Annotated in this window: 21 protein-coding genes; 5 read left to right on the top strand and 16 right to left on the bottom strand. The window is 68.6% G+C overall.

What is annotated here, in order from left to right:
• The 9 genes from ftsW to ACSQ18_RS05715 all read right to left on the bottom strand — a co-directional run bounded on the left by ftsW (position 1) and on the right by ACSQ18_RS05715 (position 9,800).
• Entirely contained in the window at positions 1 to 1,281 is a 1,281-nt protein-coding gene (ftsW, locus tag ACSQ18_RS05755; RefSeq protein ID WP_436036188.1) for a putative lipid II flippase FtsW, read from the bottom strand.
• Positions 1,244 to 2,785, bottom strand: coding sequence for a UDP-N-acetylmuramoyl-L-alanine--D-glutamate ligase (murD, locus tag ACSQ18_RS05750; RefSeq protein ID WP_436036187.1), 1,542 nt, complete (start codon positions 2,783 to 2,785; stop codon positions 1,244 to 1,246). The genes ftsW and murD overlap by 38 nt, the downstream gene beginning before the upstream one ends.
• Entirely contained in the window at positions 2,782 to 3,891 is a 1,110-nt protein-coding gene (gene mraY / locus ACSQ18_RS05745) for a phospho-N-acetylmuramoyl-pentapeptide-transferase (RefSeq protein ID WP_436036186.1), read from the bottom strand. The genes murD and mraY overlap by 4 nt, the downstream gene beginning before the upstream one ends.
• Positions 3,888 to 5,300 (bottom strand): UDP-N-acetylmuramoyl-tripeptide--D-alanyl-D-alanine ligase, encoded by a 1,413-nt coding sequence (locus tag ACSQ18_RS05740; protein ID WP_436036185.1) that lies wholly within the window; start codon positions 5,298 to 5,300, stop codon positions 3,888 to 3,890. The genes mraY and ACSQ18_RS05740 overlap by 4 nt, the downstream gene beginning before the upstream one ends.
• A 28-nt stretch (positions 5,301 to 5,328) precedes the next feature.
• On the bottom strand, positions 5,329 to 7,143 hold the full coding sequence (locus ACSQ18_RS05735) for a peptidoglycan D,D-transpeptidase FtsI family protein (RefSeq protein ID WP_436036184.1): 1,815 nt from the start codon (positions 7,141 to 7,143) through the stop codon (positions 5,329 to 5,331).
• A 4-nt stretch (positions 7,144 to 7,147) separates the two neighbouring features.
• Positions 7,148 to 7,747: a hypothetical protein gene (locus ACSQ18_RS05730; protein WP_436036183.1), complete on the bottom strand. Its 600-nt coding sequence runs from the start codon at positions 7,745 to 7,747 to the stop codon at positions 7,148 to 7,150.
• Entirely contained in the window at positions 7,744 to 8,703 is a 960-nt protein-coding gene (gene rsmH, locus ACSQ18_RS05725) for a 16S rRNA (cytosine(1402)-N(4))-methyltransferase RsmH (protein ID WP_436036182.1), read from the bottom strand. Before rsmH ends, ACSQ18_RS05730 begins: the two co-directional genes overlap by 4 nt.
• Positions 8,704 to 8,802: 99 nt before the next feature.
• Positions 8,803 to 9,234, bottom strand: coding sequence for a division/cell wall cluster transcriptional repressor MraZ (mraZ, locus tag ACSQ18_RS05720; protein WP_144807635.1), 432 nt, complete (start codon positions 9,232 to 9,234; stop codon positions 8,803 to 8,805).
• A 179-nt stretch (positions 9,235 to 9,413) separates the two neighbouring features.
• The gene (locus ACSQ18_RS05715) at positions 9,414 to 9,800 is read right to left on the bottom strand and encodes a DUF3040 domain-containing protein (RefSeq protein ID WP_436036181.1); all 387 of its coding nucleotides are present in this window, start codon (positions 9,798 to 9,800) and stop codon (positions 9,414 to 9,416) included.
• A 66-nt stretch (positions 9,801 to 9,866) separates the two neighbouring features.
• On the opposite strand from ACSQ18_RS05715, the gene ACSQ18_RS05710 reads away from it, so the two are divergent.
• Positions 9,867 to 10,958, top strand: a complete 1,092-nt coding sequence (locus ACSQ18_RS05710) for a polyprenyl synthetase family protein (protein WP_436036180.1) — start codon at positions 9,867 to 9,869, stop codon at positions 10,956 to 10,958.
• Between the two features lie 13 nt (positions 10,959 to 10,971).
• On the opposite strand, the gene ACSQ18_RS05705 is transcribed toward ACSQ18_RS05710, so the two are convergent.
• The gene (locus ACSQ18_RS05705; RefSeq protein WP_436036179.1) at positions 10,972 to 11,322 is read right to left on the bottom strand and encodes an Rv2175c family DNA-binding protein; all 351 of its coding nucleotides are present in this window, start codon (positions 11,320 to 11,322) and stop codon (positions 10,972 to 10,974) included.
• Between the two features lie 161 nt (positions 11,323 to 11,483).
• Between ACSQ18_RS05705 and ACSQ18_RS05700 the strand changes: the two genes are divergently transcribed.
• Together ACSQ18_RS05700 and pknB are read left to right on the top strand one after the other, a co-directional pair.
• On the top strand, positions 11,484 to 12,569 hold the full coding sequence (locus ACSQ18_RS05700; RefSeq protein WP_436036178.1) for a LysM peptidoglycan-binding domain-containing protein: 1,086 nt from the start codon (positions 11,484 to 11,486) through the stop codon (positions 12,567 to 12,569).
• Positions 12,570 to 12,684: 115 nt separating this feature from the next.
• Entirely contained in the window at positions 12,685 to 14,625 is a 1,941-nt protein-coding gene (pknB, locus tag ACSQ18_RS05695; RefSeq protein ID WP_436036177.1) for a Stk1 family PASTA domain-containing Ser/Thr kinase, read from the top strand.
• 23 nt (positions 14,626 to 14,648) lie between these two features.
• Here pknB and ACSQ18_RS05690 read toward each other — a convergent pair whose 3' ends face one another.
• The 3 genes from ACSQ18_RS05690 to ACSQ18_RS05680 form a co-directional block, all read right to left on the bottom strand.
• Positions 14,649 to 15,986: a class II 3-deoxy-7-phosphoheptulonate synthase gene (locus ACSQ18_RS05690; RefSeq protein WP_436036176.1), complete on the bottom strand. Its 1,338-nt coding sequence runs from the start codon at positions 15,984 to 15,986 to the stop codon at positions 14,649 to 14,651.
• 63 nt (positions 15,987 to 16,049) lie between these two features.
• Positions 16,050 to 16,736 carry a lysophospholipid acyltransferase family protein gene (locus ACSQ18_RS05685; RefSeq protein WP_436036175.1) on the bottom strand — a complete coding sequence of 229 codons (687 nt, stop codon included), beginning with the start codon at positions 16,734 to 16,736 and terminating at the stop codon, positions 16,050 to 16,052.
• Positions 16,737 to 16,738: 2 nt separating this feature from the next.
• Complete coding sequence (locus tag ACSQ18_RS05680; protein ID WP_436036174.1) at positions 16,739 to 17,674, bottom strand: ROK family protein; 936 nt, start codon at positions 17,672 to 17,674, stop codon at positions 16,739 to 16,741.
• 160 nt (positions 17,675 to 17,834) lie between these two features.
• On the opposite strand from ACSQ18_RS05680, the gene ACSQ18_RS05675 reads away from it, so the two are divergent.
• A complete protein-coding gene (locus tag ACSQ18_RS05675) occupies positions 17,835 to 19,667 on the top strand; it encodes an AMP-dependent synthetase/ligase (RefSeq protein WP_436036173.1) in 1,833 nt (610 codons plus the stop codon).
• A 24-nt stretch (positions 19,668 to 19,691) separates the two neighbouring features.
• Here the strand turns inward: ACSQ18_RS05675 and ACSQ18_RS05670 are convergent, their stop codons facing one another.
• From ACSQ18_RS05670 to ACSQ18_RS05660, 3 genes are all read right to left on the bottom strand, one after another.
• Positions 19,692 to 20,183: a peptide deformylase gene (locus ACSQ18_RS05670; RefSeq protein WP_436036172.1), complete on the bottom strand. Its 492-nt coding sequence runs from the start codon at positions 20,181 to 20,183 to the stop codon at positions 19,692 to 19,694.
• Positions 20,183 to 21,526, bottom strand: coding sequence for a MinD/ParA family ATP-binding protein (locus tag ACSQ18_RS05665; protein ID WP_436036171.1), 1,344 nt, complete (start codon positions 21,524 to 21,526; stop codon positions 20,183 to 20,185). The genes ACSQ18_RS05670 and ACSQ18_RS05665 overlap by 1 nt, the downstream gene beginning before the upstream one ends.
• A 61-nt stretch (positions 21,527 to 21,587) precedes the next feature.
• Positions 21,588 to 24,995 carry a pyruvate carboxylase gene (locus ACSQ18_RS05660; protein ID WP_436036170.1) on the bottom strand — a complete coding sequence of 1,136 codons (3,408 nt, stop codon included), beginning with the start codon at positions 24,993 to 24,995 and terminating at the stop codon, positions 21,588 to 21,590.
• 112 nt (positions 24,996 to 25,107) lie between these two features.
• On the opposite strand from ACSQ18_RS05660, the gene ACSQ18_RS05655 reads away from it, so the two are divergent.
• Positions 25,108 to 25,917 (top strand): ParA family protein, encoded by an 810-nt coding sequence (locus ACSQ18_RS05655; protein WP_436036169.1) that lies wholly within the window; start codon positions 25,108 to 25,110, stop codon positions 25,915 to 25,917.
• Positions 25,918 to 25,980 lie beyond the last annotated feature (63 nt).

Here is a 25,980-nt window from a genome sequence, read left to right as displayed (position 1 = left end):
CTACCGGCCACCCGCCGCGGGACTCGTGCGATGGGCCGGTCGTGAGACGGTCACGGGCGTCTGCAGCGCGCGAGACTCCGGAAGCGTGCGGGCGAACGACAGCAGCACCCCGCAGGCCATGAGCACCGACAGGAGCGACGTGCCGCCCTGGGACATGAACGGCAGCGGGACACCCAGGACGGGGAACACCCGGAGCACGACCCCGATGTTGACGAGGGCCTGGCCGACGATCCACACCGTGATGCCGCCGGCCGCGATGCGGATGAACGGGTCGTGGGTCTTGCGGATGACGTGGAAGGCGCCCACCGCGAAGAGCGTGAACAGTCCGAGCACCACGATGCAGCCGATCAGCCCGAGCTCCTCGCCCACGATGGCGAAGATGTAGTCGTGTTCGGCGGCGGGAAGCCAGTCATACTTCTCTCGCGAGTTCCCGAGGCCGAGGCCGAAGATGCCGCCGCCGGCGAGACCCCAGACGCCGTGCAGCGCCTGGTAGCAGTCGCCCGTCGCCGCGAGATAGCAGTCGGACGAGTCCACGTTGAGGAAGCTCATGATGCGCCGCATGCGGTTGGGACTCGTGATCGCGAAGACGCCCGCCGCCACCACGACGCCCAGGAGAGGCAGGAGGAAGATGCGGAGCTTCACTCCCGAGAAGAACAGGCATCCGAGCAGCACGGCCATCAGCACCAGGCCGGTGCCCAGGTCTCCACTGCCGACCGCCACGAGCCCGATCACGAGCGCACCCACCGGCACCACCGGGATGAAGACGTGACGCCAGAGTCCGAGGAGCGTCTGCTTCCGGTACAGCACATAGGCGAGCCACAGTGCGAGGGTGAGCTTGAGGAACTCGGACGGCTGCATCTGCACACCGGCGATAGAGATCCAGTTCGTGTTCCCGTCGTTCTCGACGCCGAGGCCGGGCACGAAGACGAGCATCTGCAGGGCGATGGCGGCGATGAGCCCCGGCCACGCGATCCGCTTCCAGAACGAGACCGAGAAGCGGCTGAGCACGAACATGAGCGGCACCCCGAGCAGCGCGAACAGCGATTGCTTGAGAACGACCTCGAACGGGCTGTCCCCCCGGGCGACGGACGCCGCCATCGTCGCCGAGAGCACCATCACGAGACCGAAGAGAGTGAGAATCAGCGCCGTCGACGCGATGAGCAGGAATTCGCTCGGCACGGGGGCGAAGACGCGCCCCAGCGAGACACGCGCCGCGAACCCGTGGCCCTGAGGAGTGACGTCGTCAGGCCCCGGCGTGCGGGGTCGGTCGGTGGTGGTCATCACCGCTGCCCCTCTCGATCCGGTCTCGCACGGCGTCCGCGAAGCGCGTTCCCCGGTCGGCGTAGGACGCGAACTGATCGAAGGATGCCGCTGCCGGAGCCAGGAGGACCGTGTCTCCGTCACGCGCGACACTCGCCGCCAGTTCTACGGCCACCGCCATGACGTCTTCAGTCTGAGCGTGGTCGACCTCGAAGATCGGAACCGAGGGCGCGTGTCGTGCGAACGCCGCCACGATCTCCGCCCGATCCACGCCGATGACGACCGCCGCCTTCGCCCTGTTGCCGCGCGCGGCGACGAGGTCCGCGATGTCCACGCCCTTGAGCAGACCGCCCACGACCCACACCGCCCCCGGGTAGGCCGCGAGCGACGATGCCGCGGCGTGGGGGTTCGTCGCCTTGGAGTCGTCGACCCACGTGACACCGCCTGCCACCGCGACGACCTCGATGCGATGCGGATCCAGCCGGAACCTCTGCAGCGCATCGCGGATGTTCTCGGGGGCGACACCGAGAGACCGCGCCAATGCGGCGGCGGCGAGGATGTTCGCCACGACATGCGGAGCGCTCAGGCCGCGCTGGGCGAGCTCGGCGAGCGTCGTCAGCTCCAGCGCGCTGTGATGACGGTCGTCGTGGAACGCCCGGTCGACCAGGATCCCGTCGACGATGCCGAGATCGCTGGGCCCGGGTACGCCGAGATCGAAGCCGATCGCTCGGCATCCTTCGACGACCTCCGCCTCCTCGACCATCTCGCGCGTCGCCACGTCGGACTTGTTGTAGACGCACGCGATCCGCGTGTTCTCGTAGACGAGGGCTTTCGCATCACGGTACGCCGCGCGCGAGCCGTGCCACTCGAGATGGTCGTCGGCGAGGTTGAGGCAGACACTGGCGTGCGGCGAGAGTCGATCCGACCCGCGCTGCTGACCCAGGTACCACAGCTGATGGCTGGACACCTCGACGACGAGCACATCGAAGCCCGCCGGGTCTCGCACGGCATCCAGGACGGGGACGCCGATGTTCCCGCAGGGCGCCGCCCGCAGGCCGCTCTCGGCGAGCATCGTGGCAGTCAGCTGCGTCGTCGTGGTCTTGCCGTTGGTGCCGGTGATCAGCACCCAGTCGGCGGGGTTTCCGTCGGCGCGGGTCACCTTGTCGCGCACACGCCAGGCGAGTTCGATGTCGCCCCAGAGCGCCGCGCCGCCGGAGGTGGCCCACGAGATGACCGGATGATGCGGGGGGAACCCCGGCGAAGCCACCACGACATCGGGCGTGAAGGCGAGGAGCTCGGCCGGCACCGCGGCGAGCGAGCCGGTCCACAGGCGCGCACCGATGACCGGCAGCAGCCGGGCGTACTCCTCGTCGGCCGATTCGGTCACGACCAGGACGTCCGCCCCGAGCTCCGCGAGGGTGTCGGCGACGGAGAAGCCGGTGACGGACAGGCCGAGCACGGCCACCCGCAGCCCCTTCCAGTCGGCGTGCCAGCTGGTGAGGGTGTCCAGACGCGAGCCGCTCATAGCGCGGCGAGCCAGGCGACGTAGAACAGGCCGACGCCGGTGACGGCGAGCATGCCCGCGATGATCCACATCCGCACGACGATCGTGATCTCGGGCCAACCGCGCATCTCGAGGTGATGGTGGAAGGGACTCATCAGGAAGAGCCGCTTCCCGCCGGTCGCCTTGAAGTAGTAGCGCTGCAGAATCACCGACCCGGGACCGATGATGAAGACGCCCGCGATGATGACCGCGAGGATCTCGGTGCGCGAGAGCACGGCCATCGCGACGACGACGCCGCCGATGGACATGGAGCCCACGTCGCCCATGAACACCTTCGCCTTCGGCGCGTTCCACCAGAGGAACCCGACGAGCGCGCCCACGAACGATGCGGCGATGATCGTGAGCCCCATCGGATCGCGCGTCGGGTAGCACGCGTTCGCGTACGCGTCGACGAGAGCAGTCGTGTGACAGCGCTGCTGGAACTGCCAGAACGTGACGAGGCTGTAGGCGGAGACGGTGAAGATGCCGGCACCCGTCGCCAGTCCGTCGAGCCCGTCGGTGAGGTTCGTCGCGTTCGACCACGCCACCGACATGAAGGTGATCCAGACGAGGTAGAGGATCCAGCCGATCACCGCGCCGAGCGCCATGAAGGACAGCGCCGGGATGTCGCGGAAGAAGGAGACGTAGGGAGAGGCAGGGGTCTCGCCGTACGAGTTGGGGAAGTTCAGCGCCAGCACGGCGAACGGCACGGCCACCGCGATCTGTCCGACCACCTTGCGCCACCCCGACAGCCCGAGGCTGCGCTGTTGACGGACCTTCATGAAGTCGTCGATGAAGCCCACGGCGCCGAGCCCGACCATCATCCAGATGACGAGCAGCCCGGAAGTCGTGGGAGGGGTTCCACCCGCGTAGCTGCCCACGAAGTACCCCACGAGGGAGCCCACGATGAAGACGATTCCGCCCATCGTCGGCGTGCCGCGCTTGGTGTGGTGGTTCGGGTTGTGCTGGTCTTCGGGCGTGCGGATGACCTGACCCCAGCCCAGCTTCTCGAAGAGCCGGATGAACAACGGTGTCAGGAACAGGGTGAATGCGAGCGAGATCGTCGCAGCAGCCAGCAGGGATCTCACGAGAACGATTCTCCCAGACGATCGCCCAGATGACGGAGTCCCGCCGAATTCGACGACTTCACCAGTACGCGGTCTCCGTCGCGCAGCTCGTCCACGAGGTAGTCGTACGCCTCGTCGGCGGTTTCGAAGAAGACCGCTTCGCCGTCCCAGGACCCCTCCCCGATCGCGGCGAGATACAGGCGGCGTGCGGCGGTACCCACCACGACGATGCGCTCGAAGCGCAACCGCACCGCGAGAAGGCCGACACGGTCGTGCTCCTCGCCCGCGTACTCGCCGAGCTCGCTCATCGCGCCCAGGACGGCGACTTTGCGCTGCCCCGGTTCGGCGATCTGGGCGATCGTACGCAGGGCGGCGGCCATCGAGTCCGGGCTCGCGTTGTACGCGTCGTTGATGATCCGCACGCGGTCGGAGCCGAGCGGCTGCATGCGCCAGCGCTCCGCGATCTCGAGCGTCTCAACCCGCGAGACCGCGTCCGGGATCGACACTCCGAGGCTCTCGGCGACGGTGATCGCGGCCAGCGCGTTCATCACGTGGTGCTCTCCCAGCACGCGGAGCCGGAGCGGGGTCCGTTCGCCGCCGACGACGATCGTGCAGGTGGTGCCGGATGCCGTGACCTCGACGTCCTCGGCGCGCACCTCCGCCGCGCGAGAGCGCCCGAACCAGCGAACGGCGACACCCCGCTCCGCGGCGATCTCCGCCATCGCCGCCACCCGCGGGTCGTCGGCGTTCAGCACGGCGACACCGCCCGGGCGAACGGATGCCACGAGCTCCGACTTCGCCTTCTGCGTCTCCTCGACGCCACCGAAGCCGCCGGCGTGGGCGAGCCCCACCATCAGTACGGCGCCGACGTCGGGGTGGACCAGGCCCGCGAGCTCGGCGATGCGGCCGATGCGGGAAGCGCCGAACTCGCTCACGAGGTAGCGCGTGCTCTCCGTCACCCGCAGCATCGTGACGGGCGCGCCCACCTCGTTGTTGAAGGAGTCTCGCGGAGCGACGGTCTCACCCTCGTCCTGCAGGATGCGCGCGAGCATGTTCTTGGTGGTCGTCTTGCCGTTCGACCCGGTGATGCCGACGATCTGCAGCGGGCCGACAGCGCGGACACGCGCGATCACCTCGCGCGCCAGGTCGGCAAGGGCCTGAACGGCATCCGCGACGACGATCTGCGTCACCGGCACGTCGACCGTCCGCTCGACGAGGGCGACGACGGCGCCGGATGCCACGGCGGCATCCACGAAGTGGTGACCGTCGGTGATCTCACCGGGCTTGGCCACGAAGACCCCGCCCGGGCCCATCGCGCGCGAGTCGGTGTCGACGACGCCGGAGACGATCGTCTCGCCCGTGTCGTCACCGTGGGTGTGCAGTGTCCCCGAGACGGTGTGTGCCATCTCAGCGAGCGTCATCCGGATCATGGCGTGGCTCTCCTCGTGCGCGCTCGCGTCACTGGGTCAACGGAAGCAGGGGGGTCTCCGACTCGGAGGGCATGATCCGGTAGTGCTTCAGCACCTGGGTCATCGCCTTCTTGAACACCGAGCGGTTGGCCGACGACATGCGCTGCTTCTTGGGCTCGTCGAAGACCGTCAATACAACGTACTGCGGATCCTCCGCGGGGGCGTACCCGACCAGCGACGTGAAATACAGGTTCTTCTTGTACCCGCCCTTGCCGTCGCTGATCTGCGCCGTACCCGTCTTGCCCGCCATGCGGTATCCGTCGATCCGGATGTCGTCGGCGAGCGTGCCCTGCGCGAAGACGTTCTCGAGCATCAGGCTCACCTCGTCGGCGGTCGACTCCTTGATGACGCGAACGGGTTCGGGGAGATCGGGCGTGACGACCGTGCCATCGGACTTCGTGCACGACTCCACCAGCTGGGCCGGCATGCGGACGCCGCCGTTGGCGATCGTCTGATAGACGCTCGCCACCTGCGTGGCGGTGACCGTGAACGCCTGACCGAACGTCGTCGTGTAGAACGTCTGGTTGTCCCAGTCCTGCGGCTCGAGCGAGAAGCCGGTGTGGGGCTCCCCCGACCAATTCAAAGCCGTCTTCTGCCCCACGCCGAACTTCGTCAGATAGTCGTAGCGTGTCTGCGCGTCGACGAGCGACCCGAACTCGCTCATCGCGACGTTCGACGAGCGGACGAGGCCGCCGGTCAAGGTCATCTGCTCCGTCGCATGCTGCTCGGAGTCGTTGATGACGGCGCCGTTGTCGAACACCTTGCGCGACGGGACGAGCACCGACGAGAGGTGGGTCGCACCGCCCTTCTCGATGACCGTCGCCGCCGTCACGGGCTTGTAGGTCGATCCCGGCTCGTACGAGAACCGCGCGAGCCGCGAGCCGCGATCGGCCGAGTCCGAGGCGCCGGGATCGTTGGGGTCGACGGCATCCGTCTCGGCGAACGCGCGGATCTTCCCGGTCGCGACCTCCATGACGATGATGCCGCCCCAGTCGGCGCCGTAGCGCGTGGACTCCTCCGAGATGAGCTGCTGCATGTACCACTGCAGGTCGCTGTCGATCGTGAGTTGCAGCGTGCCGCCGTCGACGGCCGGCTTCTCGGTCTCGGTTCCGGGGATGATGACCCCGTCCCGGCCTCGCAGATAGCGCAGTTCGCCCGACGTCGCCTGCAGGCACGAGTTCTGCAACTGCTCCACGCCCTCGAGCGCATCGCCGTCGGAGTTCAGGAAGCCGAGCACGTTGCCGGCGACGGCCCCGTCCGGATAGGTGCGAGAAGGGACCGCTTCGAAAGTGAGGAACGGCAGACCGAGTGCCGCGAGCTCCCGATAGGTCTCGGTCGACACGTAGCGCTTGACACGTGCCCACCGCGAACCGGGGTCGGCCGCGACGGCATCCTCGACGATGGCGATGACATCGTCGACGGACTGACCCGTGACGGGCGCGATACGCGCGGCGAGCTCGGGCCACGCGATCATCTCGGGCTTCCCGTCGGCACCGCGGACGACCTTGCCCGCCGCGTCGGTCTTCTTGAGTCCCTGGGCGGCGAGCTGCGGGTCGATGTTCACGTCGTAGACGAGCGTGCTCGTCGCCAGCACACTGCCGTCGGTGTCGACGATGTCTCCGCGCGTGCCCTGCAACGGAATCTTCGTGCCGTTGGCGAGCTTCGACTGCTCGGCGATGTGGTCGCTCGCGTTCACGATCTGGATGTCGACGAGTCGCACGACGAACCCGCCGATGACGGCCAGCACGACCATCAACGCGATCACAGTGCGGCGGCGGGGGCTGCGGGTGGCGCGTGTCGTCATGGTGTCAGTGCGTCTTCGGGGTCGGGAGCGCGTCGGCGACGGCGGGGGGTACGGGTGAGTTGACGACCTGCTCGCCGCCGGAGGCAGCGCCGGCGCCGAGGCTCACGTCGGGGTCGGTCACGAGAGGCTTGTCCTCGACGAGAGAGTTGGGGACAGCCGGCTTCTTCAGCGCGTCGATGCTCGAGGCCGCCGTGGCTGCGGAGCCCTTGCCCATCACCGCACCGTCGCTCAGCCGCAGGTAGCGGGGCGCGGCACCCGTGACCATGCCGAGGTCCGCCGCGTTGGCGGCGAGGTACTGCGGCGAGCTGAGTCCCGCGACATCGTCTTGGAGGATCTGCTTCTGCCACTCCGCTTCGCGCTGCTGCGCCGTGAGCTCCTTGAGCTCGTACGACCCCTGCGTCGTGAGGATCGACAGCCCCATCTGCGCGCCCGCGATGGCGAGGGCGCCCGCCACCGCCAGCAGGCCGTACATCAACTTCGGTCGTCGGGCGGGGGCCGGGAGGTCGACGGCGTGCAGCCGGCGGTCCTCCGTCGTGCGAGGGGCGGGCGCGGACAGCGGGTGCACGGACACGAACGGGTCGAGGTCGAGCGCGGTGGTGCTCATGCGTCCTCCCTGATTCGCTCCGCCGCACGCAGACGCACGGGGGTCGCCCGCGGGTTGCGCGCGCGTTCTTCTTCCGACGCCAGCTCGGCGCCGCGCACGAGGAGACGGAACCGCGGCGCATGCTCCGGAAGCTCGAACGGCAGCCCGGCCGGAGCGGTCGAGGATGTGGCATCCACGAAGGCACGCTTGACGAGACGGTCCTCCAGCGACTGGTACGACATGACGACGATCCGGCCACCCACGGGCAGAAGTCCCATGGCGGCGGGGATGGCGGTGTCGAGGACGGCGAGTTCCCGGTTCACCTCGATGCGCAGAGCCTGGAAGACCCGCTTGGCCGGGTGCCCGGAGCGCTCGCGCTGCACCGCGGCGGGCGTGGCAGCGACGAGGACATCGACCAGCTGGGCCGAACGTGTCAACGGCGCCTCCTGGCGGGCGGCGATGATCGCGCGCGCATAGCGCCCCGCGAGCTTCTCCTCGCCGAAGCGCTCGAAGATGCGGCGGAGGTCTCCCTCGCCGTAGGTGGCGACGATGTCCGCGGCGGTGGTTCCCGTCGTCTGATCCATCCGCATGTCGAGGGGTGCGTCCTGCGAGTACGCGAAACCACGCTCCGCCTCATCGAGCTGAAGCGAGGAGACACCCAGATCGAAGAGGATGCCGTCGACGCGATCCCGGCCCGTCGAGGCGACCGCCTCGACGATCCCGTCGTACACGGTGTGCACGAGCGTGACGCGGTCGCCGAAACGAGCGAGCCGCTCCCCCGCGATCCGAAGGGCGTCGGTGTCGCGATCGAGACCGATGAGGTGCACGTGCGGGAACCGCTCGAGGAGCGCCTCCGAGTGCCCGCCCATGCCTTCGGTGGCGTCGACCAGCACCGCGTCGTCTCGCTCGAGGGCAGGTGCCAGCAACTCGACGCAACGGTCGAGCATCACGGGGGTGTGGATGTCGCGGAGGTTCATGATGTGCGGCCGGGTGATCCGGGGTCCTGATCCCCATCCGCCCCGACCTGACACCGGGGAAGTGTGTCAGGGCGTGCGGCTGGGAGTCAGGATCACGGCTCAGAAGAGACCGGGGATCACCTCCTGCTCCATGTCCGAGTAGGCGTCTTCGTTGCCCTGGGAGTAGGCCTCCCAAGCTTCGGCATCCCAGATCTCCGCGTGCGCGCCGACGCCGGTCACGACGAGCTCACGCCCGAGGTTCGCGTACGTGCGCAGGTGCGGCGGGACGGTGATGCGGCTTTGGCTGTCGGGCTTCTCGTCGCTCGCTCCCGAGAGGAACATGCGCTGGAAGTCGCGGGCCTGCTTGTTGGTGAGCGGCGCCTCGCGGATGCGCTCGTAGATGCGCTCGAACTCCTTGGTGCTGAAGACGTAGAGGCAGCGCTCCTGCCCGCGGGTGACGACGACACCGTCGCCCAGATCGGTGCGGAACTTCGCGGGAAGGATGACGCGACCTTTGTCGTCGAGCTTCGGGGTGTAGGTGCCCAACAACATCGCACGCCACCCCCTTCTCTGCCCGGCCGCCTGAAGTTGTCGCCACTTTACTCCACTTTCCTCCACTTCACTATGAGAAATGCGGCATTGCCTCCCCCAGCGCTCCCCCAACGCAAAAAAGCACCGACCCGAAGGTCGGTGCTTTTTGGTATGTGCGGGGCGCTACCCCATGGCGTTACTCACTCGCGGTCTTGACGGCGGTCCCAACGATCGTTCATCCGATCCATGAAGGAGCCTCCCGCGGCGGCGCGGGGGGATGTGCCCGGAGCCGTCTTGCGGGTGCCTTCGGAACGGCGAGTGCCGGCCCCTCCCCGAGTGGGCGTGACCGCCAGGACGACACCGGCCACCATGAGGAGGAACGCGATGACGCCGACGACGATGAGCGAGGTCGAGACTCCGACGACCAACCCGGCGAGACCGAGGAGGACGAGGACGCTGCCGTAGACGATGTTGCGATAGCTGAGCGACTGACCCTCACGGGGCGCGCTGACGACATCGGCGTCGTTGCGCATGAGATGGCGTTCCATCTCGTCCAGCAGACGCTGCTCCTGTTCTGACAGTGGCATGCATCCCCCTCTTGAGGTGTCGAGTGCTCCAAGTGTACGCGGGAGCGTCGGAACTAGGCTAGGCCCGTGAGACCTTCCGCAGACATGATCGCGTCAGTTTCCCAGCGGATGGAGAGGTTCGTCGAGGAGCGCCTCGCAGACGCCGGTGATCTCGGGGCCGACGCCGTGGCGTTCACTCGCGCGGCGGCATCGACCCTCGACGGAGGCAAGCGACTGCGCGCACGTTTCTGCCTCACGGGGTGGCAGGCCGTCGCCGACGCGGAGAGCGGAGGTCGGGACGCTGACCATGACGGAGTCATCGCTGCCGCCGGCGCTCTGGAGATCTTCCATGCCGCAGCTCTCGTGCACGACGACATCATCGACAACTCGGATACCCGGCGAGGCCGCCCCGCCGCACATCGCGCGCTCGAGCAGCACCACACCGACGCCGGCTGGTCGGCGAACCCCGCCACGTTCGGCCGCTCGGCAGCGATCCTCTTGGGTGACCTGCTCGTCGCGTGGAGCGACGACCTCCTGGAGGGAGGGCTTCGCCAAGCGCCCCATGCCGCGGCCGCTCGCGTCGAGTACGCGCGCATGCGTCGGGACGTCACGCTCGGTCAGTACCTCGACATCGTGGAGGAAGTGGCTGCCGCAACGGTCCCCAATGCGGACCACGCCGACCGCGCACTGCGCGTCGCGACCTACAAGTCCGCCCGTTACAGCGTTCAACAGCCTCTCCTCATCGGTGCGGCTCTCGCCGGAGCGGATGCCGCTCAGCTTGCCGCCCTGGAGGCGTTCGGGCTGCCGGTCGGGCTCGCGTTCCAGCTCCGCGACGACGTGCTGGGCGTGTTCGGCGACACCGCCGTAACCGGCAAGCCTTCCGGTGACGATCTGCGCGAGGGCAAGCGCACCCTTCTCATCGCCTACGCCCGCGAGGCTCTCCCCCAGGGAGCGAGGCGCGCGATGGACGAACTCTTGGGCGATCCGGACCTCGACGACGAGCAGGTCGCGTTCCTGCAGCGAACGATCACCGATTCGGGCGCGCTCGCACGCGTGGAGGATCTCATCGCCGACTACGCAACGGAAGCCGACCGCGCGCTGCGCGCCGTCCACCTCGACAACGCCGCGGTGGGTTCGCTCCGCGACCTTGCGCGAGCCGCGGTGGCGCGAGCGTCCTGAGGGCGGTCCCGGATCAGGCGAGCGCCTGAGCGACCCGCCGCACTTCGCTCTTGCGGCCGGCGCGGAGCGCCTCGATGGGGGCCATCCCGATGGACTCCTCGGTCGCCATCAGCCAGTCGATCGCCTCGTCGTCGGAGAACCCGGCATCCTGCAGCACGATCACCGTGCCGCGCAGAGTGGTGACGGGCCGCCCGTCGAGGAGGAACGCCGCGGGAACCCGGAAGGCGCCATCACGACGCGAGCCGATCAGCTGCTTGTCGTCGAGAAGCCGACGGACGCGCCCGAGCGGCTCGCCGGTCAGCTCGACGAGGTCGGGAAGCGACAACCACTCGGTCGGAAAGGAGGAATGAGGTGCACCGGTCACGCCTCCACTATTCCACTCCCGCCCCGCTGTGACGCGCGTGCCGAGACCCGGAACGCGCAGCCTCGACGGCTCGTTGTTCACATCTTTCACTTCAGTCACTCTGGTTGACACCTGTTTACTTCCGTGGCACGGTGTCGGAGGTCGACTCAGAGGGGGAACTCGTGAGACACAAGCCCGTATTCACCGCCACCGCGCCCGTCGCGGTGATCGGAACGATCGCGCTGTCGTTGACGGCAGCCCCCGCCCACGCGGGCGCGACGACCGAACGCGACGCGCCGGGGTCGATGACCCCGTCCCTCACCGCGCGCGATGCCGCCGCCGCTCGCACGGCTGCCGTGCTCGCTGCCGCACAGGAGTACGCCGCCGCACGCAAGCGTGCCACGCACACCGTGGTGCGCGGAGACACGATCAGCGGCATCGCCGCACGCCACGGCCTGCGCACGGCCGACGTGCTGGCTTGGAACGACCTGGGCTGGAAGTCGATCATCCACCCCGGCGATGTCATCCGGCTCTCCGCCTCGAGCACCGCCGCCACCGCCCAGCGCACGTCCAACACCTCGGCCGCACCAACGTCATCGGGATCAGAATCGTCGAGCGGAACACGCACGCATACGGTCGTTCGCGGCGACACGCTCTGGACCATCGCGCAGCGCTCGGGCATCAGCCTCGCGCGCCTGCTGCGAGCCAACGACCTCACCTCGGCCTCGATCATCTACCCCGGCGAAAAGCTCCGCATCCCGGGCGCGGGGACGTCTGCATCCGCCGACACGGCGACGTCGTCCTCGAAGAAATCACGCAGCGACGGCGGAAAGAAGGCCGCGGCATCCAGCGCCACGGTAAGCCTGGATGCCGAGCAGATCCGCGGTGTGAAGACGATCATCACGATCGGCCGCGACCTCGGCGTCCCCAAGAAGGGCATCGCGATCGCGCTCGCGACGGCGATGGTCGAGTCGTGGATCCGCAACGTCGACTACGGCACCCACGACTCTCTCGGACTCTTCCAACAGCGGCCGAGCATGGGTTGGGGCACCGCCGAGCAGGTGCAAGACCCCCATCACGCGACGCGTGCCTTCTTCGGCGGCAACAGCGACCCGAACGGCACGGCGACGCGAGGGCTCCTCGACATCGACGGGTGGCGCGACATGGAGTTCGGTGCTGCCGCGCAAGCCGTGCAGGTGTCGGCATTCCCGCACCGTTACGGTCAGTGGGAAGAGCAGGCCTACGCCTGGATCGAGGCCTACGGCTGACCGTCCTCCCGCCGCGCGCCCGGTGGTCGTGCCACGGATTCCGGCTGCGTAACGGTGTCGCGATGAGGGTGAGCCGCTCCCCGGGCGCACCGTCCGCGCTCCGTAGACTCGTCGCGTGAGCACGAACCCGCAGACCGACCCGCTGATCGGCCGTTTGGTCGACGGCCGGTACCGGGTGCGTGCTCGCATCGCGCGTGGCGGAATGGCGACCGTCTACGTCGCCACCGACCTGCGCCTCGAGCGTCGCGTCGCGCTCAAGGTGATGCACGGACACCTCTCCGACGACACCGTCTTCCAGAGCCGCTTCATCCAGGAGGCACGCGCGGCCGCGCGGCTGGCCGACCCGCACGTCGTGAACGTGTTCGACCAGGGCCAGGACGGCGAGATGGCGTACCTCGTCATGGAGTACCTGCCCGGCATCACGCTGCGCGAGCTTCTGCGCGAGCAGCGTCGGCTCAGCATCCCGCAGACGATCACCATCATGGATGCCGTCCTGTCCGGGCTCGCGGCGGCCCACCGCGCGGGCATCGTCCATCGCGATGTGAAGCCCGAGAACGTGCTGCTCGCCGAGGACGGGCGCATCAAGATCGGCGACTTCGGGCTCGCCCGAGCGACGAGCGCCAACACGGCGACGGGTCAGATGCTCCTGGGGACGATCGCCTACCTCGCCCCCGAGCTCGTCACCCGCGGCACCGCCGATGCCCGCAGCGACATCTACGCGCTCGGCATCATGCTGTACGAGATGCTCACGGGAGAGCAGCCGTACAAGGGCGAGCAGCCCATGCAGATCGCGTATCAGCATGCGACCGACTCCGTGCCGCGGCCCAGCGCGAAGAACCCCGGAGTGCCCGAGCCGCTCGACGAACTCGTGCTGTGGGCCACGGAGCGCCAGCCGGACGACCGCCCCGACGATGCGCGCGCGATGCTCGATCGCCTGCGAGAGATCGAGAAGGAGCTCGGCGTTCACCCGCACGTCGTGCGTCCTGCGCCAGCCGGGATCGTCGTCGGAGACTCCGGCGTCGACTCCGGCGAACTGACGAAGGTCCTCCCGGGCACCTTCACCGCTCCCGTCGTCTCTGAAGAGGTCGACAACGCGACGAAGCTGCGACGCCGCGCCCGACGCAACAGCGCGAAGGGCGCCTGGCTCCTGATCCTCGTGCTGCTGATGGCCGGCGCGGCCGGTGGCACCGGTTGGTGGTTCGGATCCGGCCCGGGATCGCTCGTCGCCGTTCCCGGCCTCGCCGGAGCGACGTTCTCGGACGCGGAGTCGACCTTGGCGGACCTCGACCTCGTGGCGGTGAAGGGTGGGGAGCACTCGCTCGACGTCGCGGAGGGCCGCACGATCCGCACCGACCCTGGCGAGGGCACCCGTCTCCCGAAGAGTGCGGACGTCGAGGTGATCCTCTCGCTGGGTCCGGCGACCGCCACTCTCCCCGCCCTGCAGGACCGCACCGTCGACGAGGTCACCGCGTTGCTGGCCGACGCGAACATCGAGGTGACGGCATCCGACCCGTACTTCACGTCGTTCGGCGAGAACCGGGTCGTGCGGGTCTATGTGACCCAGAGCGAGGATGCCGAGCCCATCGCGTGCGCCGACGGATGCGAGGTGCTCGAGGGTTCGACCGCCGAGATCCGCTACTCGCTCGGACCGGTGCCCGACGTGGTCGGCGACAAGATCGCCGACGCGGAGGCGACTCTGAAGGACGTGGGACTCGATGTCGACACCGTCGAGGACTTCAGCGACTCCGTCGACGAGGGTCGCGTCATCCGTATGCGCGAGCGCGAAGGCGGGGGTTCCTTCCGTCCCGGTGAGACGGTGACCCTCGTCGTGTCGAAGGGCCCCCAGCTGTTCGAGGTGCCGAGCGTCGTCGGGATGACGCGCGACGGGGCGGTGCAGACACTGCGCGACGCAGGGTTCGAGGTCGCCGGCGTCGTCTTCCCCTGGAACATCGCTATCAACGACCTCACCGAGGTCGTCGGTCAGGATCCGAGCGCGGGCTCGTTGCAGCGCGCCGGCACCACGGTGACGATTTCGATCGACGTCCGCGAGGACTGATCGATCCGCGAAGCGGATCGGCCTCAGCGCTTCTCGAGCTCCTCGGCGACCAGGAACGCGAGCTCGAGCGACTGCATGTGGTTCAGACGCGGGTCGCACAGGCTCTCGTAGCGCGTCGCCAGCGTCGCCTCGTCGATCATCTCCGAACCGCCCAGGCACTCCGTGACGTCGTCGCCGGTGAGCTCGACGTGGATGCCACCCGGGAACGTTCCGACGGCGCGGTGGGCCTCGAAGAACCCGCGCACCTCGTCGACGACGTCGTCGAAACGACGCGTCTTGTAGCCGGTCGGCGTCGTGATGCCGTTGCCGTGCATCGGATCGGTCACCCACAGCGGGGTCGCCCCGGCATCCTTCACGGCCTCCAGCAGCGGCGGCAGCGCGTCGCGGATCTTGCCCGCGCCCATCCGGGTGATGAACGTGAGCCGTCCGGGCTCGCGCTCCGGATCGAGCTTGTCGATGAGCGCGAGGGCTGTGTCGGTCGAGGTCGTGGGGCCGAGCTTCACGCCGATCGGGTTGCGGATCTTCGAGAAGTAGTCGACGTGTGCGCCGTCGAGATCACGCGTGCGCTCCCCGATCCACAGGAAGTGCGCCGACGTGTTGTACGGCGTGTGCGTGCGCGAATCGATGCGCGTCATGGGTCGCTCGTAGTCCATGAGCAGACCCTCGTGGCCCGTGTAGAACTCGACGCCGCGGAGCTCGTCGAAGTTCGCCCCCGCCGCTTCCATGAACTTGATGGCGCGATCGATCTCGCTCGCGAGGCGCTCGTACCGAACGTTCGCGGGGTTCTTCGCGAAGCCCTGGTTCCAGCTGTGCACTTCGCGAAGGTCGGCGAAGCCACCCTGCGTGAAGGCCCGGATGAGGTTCAGGGTGGACGCCGCCGTGTGGTAGCCCTTCAGCAGGCGGCGCGGGTCGGCGGCGCGGGAGGCCTCGGTGAAGTCGTAGCCGTTGACGATGTCGCCGCGGTATGCCGGCAGCGTCACGTCGCCGCGCGTCTCGGTGTCGCTCGATCGCGGCTTCGCGAACTGACCGGCCATCCGGCCCATCTTCACGACCGGCATCGACGCGCCGTAGGTCAGGACGACCGCCATCTGCAGCACCGTCTTGATGCGGTTGCGGATCTGCTCCGCCGTCGCTCCGGCGAAGGTCTCCGCACAGTCGCCGCCCTGCAGCAGGAATGCGCGACCGCTCGCGGCACGCGCGAGCCGGTCCCGCAGGTTGTCCACTTCACCGGCGAACACCAACGGCGGGAGTGTGGCGATCTCGGCGGAGACGGCGGCGACCGCATCGAGGTCGTTCCAGAGGGGCTGCTGCTTGATGGGAAGCGAACGCCACGAGTCGAGGGCGTCGAGCGGTGCGGGCATCCGTTCAGTCTAGTGGCGCGGGGTGACGCCTCGGATCGATGTGACGCTCCCGGGAACGCCCGCTCACGTCACGCTCGGGACGCGGTCCTTCACCGTGGAGGCGTACACGTCGTCGTACTCCTGCTCCCCCAGCCGCTGCAGCGCGACCATGATCTCGTCGGTCACCGAGCGCAGCACGTAGCGGTCGCTCTCCATCCCCTGGAAACGCCGGAAATCGAGCGGCTCCCCGATCACCATGCCCACCCGTCCGATGCGGGGAATGGAACGACCGATGGGCATGATCGTCCCGGTGTCGACCATGACGACGGGGATGACCGGCACTCGCGCCTCCAGGGCCATTCGCGCGAGGCCCGTGCGTCCTCGGTACAGCTTGCCGTCGGGGCTGCGCGTCCCCTCCGGGTAGATCCCGAGAAGATCACCCCGACCCAGCACCTGCAGTCCCGTGTTGAGCGAGTCTTCGGATGCCTTGCCGCCCGTGCGGTCGATCGGGATCTGCCCCGTCGCCTTCATGAACATGCGCGTGGCCCAGCCTTTGATCCCTTTGCCGGTGAAGTAGTCGCTCTTGGCGAGGAACGACATGGGCCGGTCGATCATCAGCGGGAGGAAGATCGAGTCGCTCACCGAGAGGTGATTGCTCGCGAGGATGGCGGCGCCCGACGACGGGATGTTGCTGCGGCCCACGATCCATGGCCGGAAGATCGCCTTGACGATCGGCCCGATGACCACGTACTTCATGAACCAGTAGAACATCGTCAGCCCCGGATCCTCGCGAGGTCTGCCACACCGATGAGCCCGGCGTCGTTGCCGAGCGTCGCGATCGCGAAGCTCGCGACCGGCCGGTCGCCGTAGCCGGGGAGCGAGGTCTCATACGCGAGGCGGACGGGCGCGAGGAGCGCATCGCCCAGGTCGGCCACTCCGCCCCCGATGACGAACAGTTCGGGGTCCAAGACCGCCTGAAACTCACCGCACGCCTCACCGAGGGCCGTCGCCACCCGGTTGAGAGCCTCGAGAGCCCCCGGGTCCGCCGCCGTCACGAGGCGCGCCATGTCCGCTCCGTGGACGATTCCACGTTCGTCCTGCGCCGCCGCCATCGCGGCGCCGATACCACCGGCATCCGCGATGTCGGCGATCTCCCGCTGCAGCGCGCGTCCCGACGCGTACTGCTCCAGGCATCCGTTCTGCCCGCAGCCGCAGGGACGCCCGCCGCGGATGAAGCGGATGTGCCCCAACTCGCCGCCGATGCCGTTGCCGCCGACCAGCAGCTTGCCGTCGATGATGACCGCTCCTCCGACGCCGGTGCCGAGCGTGAGCATGACGAGATTGGCGCACCCCTGACCGGCACCGAAGCGGTACTCGCCCCAGCCGGCTGCGTTCGCGTCGTTCTCCAGCGTCACCGAGCGGCCGATTCGGGCCTCCAGCTCGGCTCGCAAGGGCTCGTCGTGCCAGTCGATGTTGGGTGCGTGGACGATCACCGAACGGGTGGCGTCGATGAAGCCGGCCGCGGCGACACCGACCGTGCGCACGTCGTGGCGGGAGGCGAGGTCGAGCACCATCGCGGCGACGGCGTCGGCGAGCTCGGCGGGCGCCTCGGGTGTCACGACGCGAAGTCGTTCGACGATCGAGCCGTCTTCCGCGACGACGCCCCCGGCGATCTTCGTCCCGCCGATATCGATGCCGACGCTGTGCACGCTGCTCCTCCCACGCCGGCGCGGCGCGCGCGGCATCCGCAGAAGTCTAGTCCGCTCCCTTCGCCGCACGCGGGCCGGTGGACCGGGTATTGCCACCGGCTAGACTCAGTGCCAACCCGTCACTTCCGACGCTGTACCGGTACCGAAGGAGTTGCCGCCCATGAGCGCCGTCCAATTCGAAGTCCCCGCGGTCGTCCCCGCCGACCCTCAGGCCAACGTCAGCGACCTGTTGGTCGAGCGCGTCAAGGCCACGCCATCGCTCGCTCTGTTCGCCGTACCCGAGGGCGACGGCTGGCGCGACATCACCGCCGCCGAGTTCCAGCGCGAGGTGGTCGCCCTGGCCAAGGGCTTCGCCGCCGTCGGCGTACAGCCGGGCGACAAGGTGGGTTTCATCGCCCGCACGACGTACGAGTGGACACTCGTCGACTTCGCCCTCTTCTTCGCCGGGGCCGTCATGGTGCCCATCTACGAGACCAGCTCCGCATCGCAGGTCAGTTGGATCCTCTCCGACTCCGGCGCCGTGGCCGTCATCGCGGAGTCCGCCGATCACGCCAGCCGCGTCGCGGAGATCCGCTCGGAGGTACCGCTCGTCCGGGACGTCTGGACGATGGCCTCGGGCGACCTCGACGAGTTGCGCGCGAAGGGCACGGACGTATCGGACGATGAGATCGAGCGGCGACGCAACCTCGCCGTCGGCGCAGACATCGCGACCCTCATCTACACGTCCGGCTCGACCGGACGCCCGAAGGGCTGCGTGCTGACCCACAGCAACTTCGTCGAGCTCTCCCGGAACTCGGCGAAGGCACTGTCGGAGGTCGTGAACACCCCGGGCGCCTCGACGCTGCTGTTCATCACGACGGCTCACGTCTTCGCACGGTTCATCTCGATCCTCGACATCCACGCGGGAGTGAAGACGGGCCACCAGCCCGATACGAAGCAGCTCCTCCCCGCGCTCGGCTCGTTCCAGCCCACGTTCCTGCTGGCCGTCCCGCGCGTCTTCGAGAAGGTCTACAACTCGGCGGAGCAGAAGGCCGAAGCCGGCGGCAAGGGCAAGATCTTCCGCGCCGCCGCCCACACCGCGATCGAGCACTCGCGGCTCCTCCAGGAGGGGAAGAAGGTTCCGCTGGGCACGAAGATCAAGTTCGCCCTCTTCGACAAGCTCGTGTACAGCAAGCTGCGCGCCGCCATGGGCGGTCGCGTCACGTATGCGGTCTCGGGGTCGGCACCGCTCGGAGCCCGCCTGGGTCACTTCTTCCACAGCCTCGGCGTGACGATCCTCGAAGGCTACGGCCTCACCGAGACGACAGCCCCCGCCACCGTCAACCTCGCGAAGAAGTCGAAGATCGGCACGGTCGGTCCGGTGCTCCCCGGTGTCGGCGTGCGCCTGGCCGACGACGGCGAGATCGAGGTGCGCGGCATCAACGTCTTCAAGGAGTACTGGCGCAATCCCGAAGCCACCGCCGACGCTTTCGACGACGGCTGGTTCAAGACGGGCGACATCGGGTCGTTCGACGAGGAGGGCTTCCTCACGATCACCGGTCGCAAGAAGGAGATCATCGTCACCGCGGGCGGAAAGAACGTCGCGCCGGCCGCCCTGGAGGACCCGATCCGCGCGAACCCGATCGTCGGTCAGGTCGTCGTCGTCGGAGACCAGAAGCCCTTCATCTCCGCGCTGGTCACCCTCGACCCGGAGATGCTGCCGGCGTGGCTGAGCAACAACGAGCTTCCGGCCGACATGTCGCTGGCGGATGCGGCGAAGAACCCGAAGGTGCGCGCAGAGGTGCAGCGTGCGATCGACATCGCCAACAAGGGGGTCTCGCGCGCCGAGTCCATCCGCAAGTTCGAGATCCTCGATTCGGAGTGGACCGAGGCCAGCGGCCACCTCACCCCGAAGATGAGCATCAAGCGCAACGTCATCATGAGCGACTTCGCGAAGCAGATCGAGGACCTCTACGCGGTTCCGGTGACCACGACGAACGTGTCGCTCGGCTGATCGGGGGCGCGGGTCCGACGGGTGTCAGAACCAGTCGGACTCGCGCACCTCGCGCATCGCGACCTTGCGCGTGGCGGGGTCGAGCCGTTCGAGATAGAGCATGCCGTCGAGGTGGTCGGTCTCGTGCTGCAGCGCCTGTGCGAACAGACCGTCGCCCTCCAGCACGAGTTCGTTGCCGTCGAGGTCGATGCCCACGACCTTTGCATGCGGGTAACGGATAGCGTCGTGCCAGAGTCCCGGCACCGAGAGGCATCCTTCGCCTGTCGGCTGCGGCTCACCCGACAGCTCGACGATGACCGGGTTGAGCACATAGCCGATGACGCCGTCGACGTTGTAGCTGAAAGCGCGAACGCCGACCCCGATCTGCGGCGCGGCCACCCCCGCGCGTCCCGGGAGCTCCACGGTGTCGAGCAGATCCTGGACGAGCGCTCGCACCCCGTCGTCGATCGATTCCACGGGTGCGGAGGGGGCGCGCAGCACGGGGTCGCCGAAGAGGCGAATGGGACGGACGGCCATCAGGCGGATGCCAGGATGCGCAGGCCCTCGACGACCGTCGCGGCCAGTTCGCGTGCCGCCTGACGGGTCGCGGGCTGCAGGTCACGGAAGGAGACGGCGCTGCCCGCGGCCAGGTGCGGGTCGTACGGCATCCGCACGACCGTGCGCACCCGGGTGCCGAAGTGCGCTTCCAGTTCCGACGCGCGCACGAGCGGCGTGCCGGGTCGGGCGGTGTTGAGTACCACCACCGCGTTGCGAACCTGGTCTTCGTAGCCGTTCGTCTCGAGCCACGTGAGCGTCTCGGATGCCAGCCGCGCCTCGTCGACGCTGAGCCCCGCCACCACGACGAGCACATCGGCGAGCTGGAGGGTGGCCTCCATCACCGAGTGCACGATGCCGGTGCCCGTGTCGGTGAGGACGATCGAGTAGTAATGGGCGGCGACGGATGCAACGTCGTGATAATCGCGGTCGTTGAACGCCTCGGACACGCGCGGATCGGCGTCGGACGCGAGCACGTCGAGTCGCGTCTCGTCGCGGGCCACGATGGAGGAGAGATCGTTGAAGCCGACCACTTCCCCGCGCACGCGCACGAGATCACGGACGGTCTTGCCGCTGACGCGGCCGATGCGATCGGCGAGCGTGCCGCGATCGGGGTTGGCGTCGATCGCGATGACGCGGTCGTCGCGCGCATCGGCCAGGGCCATACCCAGGAGCGTGGAGACGGTCGTCTTTCCGACGCCTCCCTTGCGGGAGAGGATCGGCACGAACTTGGCTCCGCCTCCCAACGGCGCTGCGATGCGGCGGTCGAGCTCCTTGCGGGCGCGGGCACGCTTGCCGTCTCCCAGGTTCACCCGGTGGCCCGTGACCGAATACACGAAGTGCTGCCACCCGCCCTCGGGCTCGGGGCGCACGACGTGAGCGGGGTCGAGCAGGCGATCGGCGGTGAGAAGATCGGAGCTCTCGCGTCCGCCCTCGAACTCGCCCAACCGGCGTGACTGCAGGGGAACATCCGCCGTACGGGTGTGGACCCGCTCGACGGCGTGCTTGGCGTCGTGGTCGCCGAGGTGATGCGCTTCGCGTCGGCTGATCGGCTGCGGTCCCGTGCCGGCGTCGACGACGAGCTCCGCATCGACGGTGTCCTCCGGGTGGTTGCTCGGCCGGTCGCCGAGCAGGTCGTCGGCCTCCGCGAGCAGCTCCTCCTCGGTCAGGAGATCGTCCTCGTCGGCCGTCAGGGACGGCAGGTCGACGTCGACCTGCGCGGTCGAACCGCCGATCAGGCCGATACCGGCGGTGTCGATGCTGCCTGCGGTCAGCACCCCGTTTTCGAGCTCGTCGGGCGTCTCGTCTTTGCGCTCAGGCGTCACTGCTGTTCACTCCAGATAGATCCCCAGGTCGCGGGTGCATGTCGCGGCCCAGGGTGCAAGGCTACTCGGCGGGCCGCAGGACGACCAAAAGATCACCCGCTTCGACCTGCGCCGTCGTGGGGATCACCACCCGCTCCACGACCCCGTCGACGGGTGCAGCGATGGCCGCTTCCATCTTCATCGCCTCGATGGAGGCGACGGGCTGTCCCGCGCTGACAGCGTCGCCGACGGCGATCTTGAGGGTCACGACGCCCGAGAACGGTGCCGCCACCTGTCCCGGTCGTGATGTATCCGCCTTCTCTGCCTGTCGGCCTTCGACGGCGATGCTGCGGTCGCGCACGAACACCGGGCGAAGTTGCCCATTGAGCGTCGTCATGACCGTGCGCATGCCCTTGTCGTCGGCCGCGCCGATCGCCTCGAGGCCGACGTAGAGCTGCACGCCGCGTTCGATCTCGACGACGTGCTCGGTTCCCGGGGTGAGGCCGTACAGGTAGTCGGCCGTCTCGAGCACGCTCAAGTCGCCGTAGGCCGCCTTGACCTCGCGGTAGGTCTTCGTGGGCGCGGGAAACAGCAGTTCGTTGAGCGTGCGACGACGGGTCGCGGAATCCGCGGCCAGCGCCGTCTGGTGGGCGGCCGAGATCTCGGTCACCCCGATCTTCACCTCACGCCCGCGCAGCACCTTCGTGCGGAAGGGCTCCGGCCACCCGCCGGGGAGATCTCCGAGCTCGCCGGCCATGAAGCCCACGACCGAATCGGGCACGTCGTACTTCTCCGGGTTCGCCGCGAAGTCCGCGGGGTCTGCCTTGACCGCCGCGAGGTGGAGCGCGAGATCACCGACGACCTTCGACGACGGCGTCACCTTCGGCACACGGCCGAGGATGTCGTTGGCCGCCGCGTACATGTCCTCGATGAGCTCGAAGTCGTCCGCGAGTCCGAGCGCGATGGCCTGCTGTCGGAGGTTCGACAGCTGTCCGCCGGGGATCTCGTGCGTGTACACGCGGCCGGTGGGACCCGGCAGCCCCGACTCGAACGGGTGGTAGAGGTGGCGCATCGCCTCCCAATACGGTTCGAGGTCTGCCACGGCGGGCAGGTTCAGCCCGGTGTCACGGTCGGTGTGGGCAAGAGCGGCGACCAGCGCCGACAGCGACGGCTGGCTGGTCGTTCCCGCCATCGGAGCGGCCGCGGCATCCACGGCATCCGCGCCCGCGGCGCTCGCCGCCAGCAGGGTCGCGAGCTGCCCACCCGCGGTGTCGTGCGTGTGCACATGGACCGGAAGGTCGAACCGGTCCCGCAGAGCGGTGACGAGCGTCGCGGCCGCACCGGGGCGCAGCAGTCCCGCCATGTCCTTGATGGCGAGGATGTGCGCGCCGGCCTCGACGATCTGCTCCGCGAGTCGGAGGTAGTAGTCGAGCGTGTACAGATTCTCGGTGGGATCGAGGAGATCGCCCGTGTAGCAGAGCGCGACCTCCGCGACGGAGGTGCCGGTCGACAGCACCGCGTCGATCGCGGGGCGCATCTGGGAGACGTCGTTGAGAGCATCGAAGATGCGGAAGATGTCGACGCCGGATGCCGCGGCCTCTCGGACGAAGGCATCCGTCACGGCGGTCGGGTACGGGGTGTAGCCCACCGTGTTGCGTCCGCGGAGCAGCATCTGAATGGCGACGTTCGGGAGAGCCTCCCGCAGCGCGTCGAGTCGTTCCCACGGGTCCTCACCCAGGAAACGGAGGGCCACATCGTACGTGGCACCGCCCCAGGCCTCGACCGAAAGCAGCTGAGGCGTGAGTCGCGCGACGTACGGCGCGACCGTCACGAGGTCGCGTGTGCGCACCCGGGTCGCCAGGAGGGACTGGTGTGCGTCGCGGAAGGTCGTCTCGGTGACGGCGAGAGCCGTCTGAGCACGCAGGGCTGCGGCGAAACCCTCCGGGCCGAGCTGCTGGAGACGCTGGCGCGACCCGGCCTGCGGCTCACCGGACAGCGCGATCGCGGGCAGCTTGGACGCCGGTGTGATCGAGATCGGATTCTCGCCGTGCGGCTTGTTGACCGTCACATCGGCCAGCCACGCCATGATCTTCGATCCGCGGTCCTTCGATTCCCGTCCCTTGAGCAGCTGAGGACGCTCGTCGATGAACGCCGTGCTCAGATCGCCGACCACGAAGGCGGGGTCGTCCAGCACCTGCTGGAGGAAGGGGATGTTGGTCGACACCCCGCGGATGCGGAACTCCGCCAGCGCTCGCCGCGACCGAACGACGGCGGCCTCGAAGTCGCGCCCGCGACAGGTGAGCTTCGCGAGCATCGAGTCGAAGTGCGGGCTGACCTGCGAGCCCGCCGCCGTGGTGCCGCCATCGAGACGGATGCCGGCACCGCCGGGCGAGCGGTACGTCGTGATCTTGCCGGTGTCGGGGCGGAAGCCCTGGGTCGGGTCTTCCGTGGTGATGCGGCATTGGAGCGCGGCTCCGCGGAGACGGATCTGCTCCTGACGGAGTCCCAGATCCTCGAGGGTCTCCCCCGCCGCGATCCGCATCTGAGACTGCACGAGGTCGACGTCGGTGACTTCCTCGGTGACGGTGTGCTCCACCTGGATGCGCGGGTTCATCTCGATGAAGACGACCTCGCCGGTGCGCGGGCCGGCCGTCTCGAGCAGGAACTCGACGGTGCCCGCATTCTGATAGCCGATCGACTTCGCGAACGCCACGGCGTGATGGTGCAGGGACTCGCGGATGTCATCGGAGAGGTTGGGCGCGGGCGCGATCTCGATCACCTTCTGGTGACGTCGCTGCACGGAGCAGTCGCGCTCGAAAAGGTGGACCGTGTTGCCGGTGGCGTCGGCGAGGATCTGCACCTCGACGTGCCGCGGGCGCTGGACGGCCTGCTCGAGGAACACGCGGGCGTCGCCGAAGGCGCTGTCCGCTTCCCGCATCGCTTCGGCCAGCGCGGGCGCCAGCTGCTCCGGCGTCTCCACGCGCCGCATCCCCCGTCCGCCGCCGCCGGCGACGGCCTTCACGAAGATCGGGAAGCCGATCTCTGGCGCCTGCGCGACGAGCGCGTCCACATCGTCGGACGCGGGCGTCGAGCGCAGCACGGGCACGCCGGCCGCGATGGCGTGCTCCTTCGCCGTGACCTTGTTGCCGGCCATCTCCAGTACGCGCGAGGGCGGGCCGATGAAGGCGATCCCCGCGGCGGCAGCCTCGGCGGCGAGTTCGGGGTTCTCGGACAGGAAGCCGTACCCGGGGTAGATGGCATCCGCACCGCTCTCCCTGGCGACCCGGATGATCTCCGACACGTCGAGGTACGCGCGGACGGGGTGACCCTTCGTGCCGATCTCGTAGGCTTCATCGGCCTTCAGGCGGTGCAGGGAGTAGCGGTCTTCGTACGGGTAGACGGCGACGGTGCGAGCACCGAGTTCGAAGGCGGCACGGAAAGCGCGGATGGCGATCTCTCCGCGGTTCGCGACCAGGATCTTTCGGAACATGCTCACCTCACGTGGGATGACCGGGGCGTTCACGTCATCGGACGCCGGATGCCGGGAGGCGCCGGAGCGCCTGAGTGTCCTCACAGCCTAGGGGACGGTAACGTAGTGCCTCGTGCACGTACTCTCCGTCAGCTCTCTCAAGGGCGGGGTCGGCAAGACGACGGTGACCCTCGGACTCGCCTCGGCGGCGTTCGCCCGAGGCGTCCGTACCCTCGTCGTCGACCTCGACCCGCAGTCCGACGTGTCGACGGGGATGGACATCCAGGTCGCAGGTCGACTGAACATCGCCGACGTGTTGGCGAACCCGAAGGAGAAGGTCGTCCGCCAGGCGATCACCTCCAGCGGCTGGGCGAAGGTGCATCCCGGCACGATCGACGTCATGATCGGCAGCCCGTCCGCCATCAACTTCGACGGTCCGCACCCGAGCGTGCGCGACGTCTGGAAGCTGGAGGAGGCGCTGGCGACGATCGAGGCCGATTACGACCTCGTCCTCGTGGACTGCGCCCCCTCGCTGAACGCACTGACCCGCACCGCCTGGGCCGCCAGTGACCGCGTCATCGTCGTTACCGAGCCGGGTCTGTTCTCGGTTGCCGCGGCCGACCGCGCGCTCCGCGCCATCGAAGAGATCCGACGCGGACTCTCGCCGCGGCTTCAGCCGCTGGGCATCGTGGTCAATCGCGTTCGACCGCAGTCGATCGAGCACCAGTTCCGCATCAAGGAACTCCGCGACATGTTCGGCCCCCTCGTGCTCTCCCCTCAGCTGCCCGAGCGCACCTCGCTTCAGCAGGCGCAGGGCGCCGCGAAGCCGCTCCACATCTGGCCGGGAGATTCCGCTCAGGAACTCGCGGGCGATTTCGACGCGCTCCTCGACCGGGTCATGCGCACGGGCCGCATTCCCGCTGCCGGCGAAGCGCGCGCGTAGCGCTTCACGTCGGCGGCGACGCTCCGACGCTCGCCGAATCGGGCCTCGGGACGAGGCCACCGG

The organism is Microbacterium sp. LjRoot45, assembly GCF_964253325.1.
Lineage (GTDB): Bacteria > Actinomycetota > Actinomycetes > Actinomycetales > Microbacteriaceae > Microbacterium.
Note: the sequence above shows the minus strand (reverse complement) of the source record. Positions and strands in the feature narration are given on the sequence as shown.

Bases quoted from the DNA above. Each gene is read 5' to 3' on its own strand.
- ftsW (WP_436036188.1), bottom strand. From the start codon at position 1,281: ATGACCACCACCGACCGACCCCGCACGCCGGGGCCTGACGACGTCACT.
- murD (WP_436036187.1), bottom strand. From the start codon at position 2,785: ATGAGCGGCTCGCGTCTGGACACCCTCACCAGCTGGCACGCCGACTGG.
- ACSQ18_RS05740 (WP_436036185.1), bottom strand. From the start codon at position 5,300: ATGATCCGGATGACGCTCGCTGAGATGGCACACACCGTCTCGGGGACA.
- ACSQ18_RS05735 (WP_436036184.1), bottom strand. From the start codon at position 7,143: ATGACGACACGCGCCACCCGCAGCCCCCGCCGCCGCACTGTGATCGCG.
- ACSQ18_RS05730 (WP_436036183.1), bottom strand. From the start codon at position 7,747: ATGAGCACCACCGCGCTCGACCTCGACCCGTTCGTGTCCGTGCACCCG.
- rsmH (WP_436036182.1), bottom strand. From the start codon at position 8,703: ATGAACCTCCGCGACATCCACACCCCCGTGATGCTCGACCGTTGCGTC.
- mraZ (WP_144807635.1), bottom strand. From the start codon at position 9,234: ATGTTGTTGGGCACCTACACCCCGAAGCTCGACGACAAAGGTCGCGTC.
- ACSQ18_RS05715 (WP_436036181.1), bottom strand. From the start codon at position 9,800: ATGCCACTGTCAGAACAGGAGCAGCGTCTGCTGGACGAGATGGAACGC.
- ACSQ18_RS05690 (WP_436036176.1), bottom strand. From the start codon at position 15,986: ATGCCCGCACCGCTCGACGCCCTCGACTCGTGGCGTTCGCTTCCCATC.
- ACSQ18_RS05685 (WP_436036175.1), bottom strand. From the start codon at position 16,736: ATGTTCTACTGGTTCATGAAGTACGTGGTCATCGGGCCGATCGTCAAG.
- ACSQ18_RS05675 (WP_436036173.1), top strand. From the start codon at position 17,835: ATGAGCGCCGTCCAATTCGAAGTCCCCGCGGTCGTCCCCGCCGACCCT.
- ACSQ18_RS05670 (WP_436036172.1), bottom strand. From the start codon at position 20,183: ATGGCCGTCCGTCCCATTCGCCTCTTCGGCGACCCCGTGCTGCGCGCC.
- ACSQ18_RS05660 (WP_436036170.1), bottom strand. From the start codon at position 24,995: ATGTTCCGAAAGATCCTGGTCGCGAACCGCGGAGAGATCGCCATCCGC.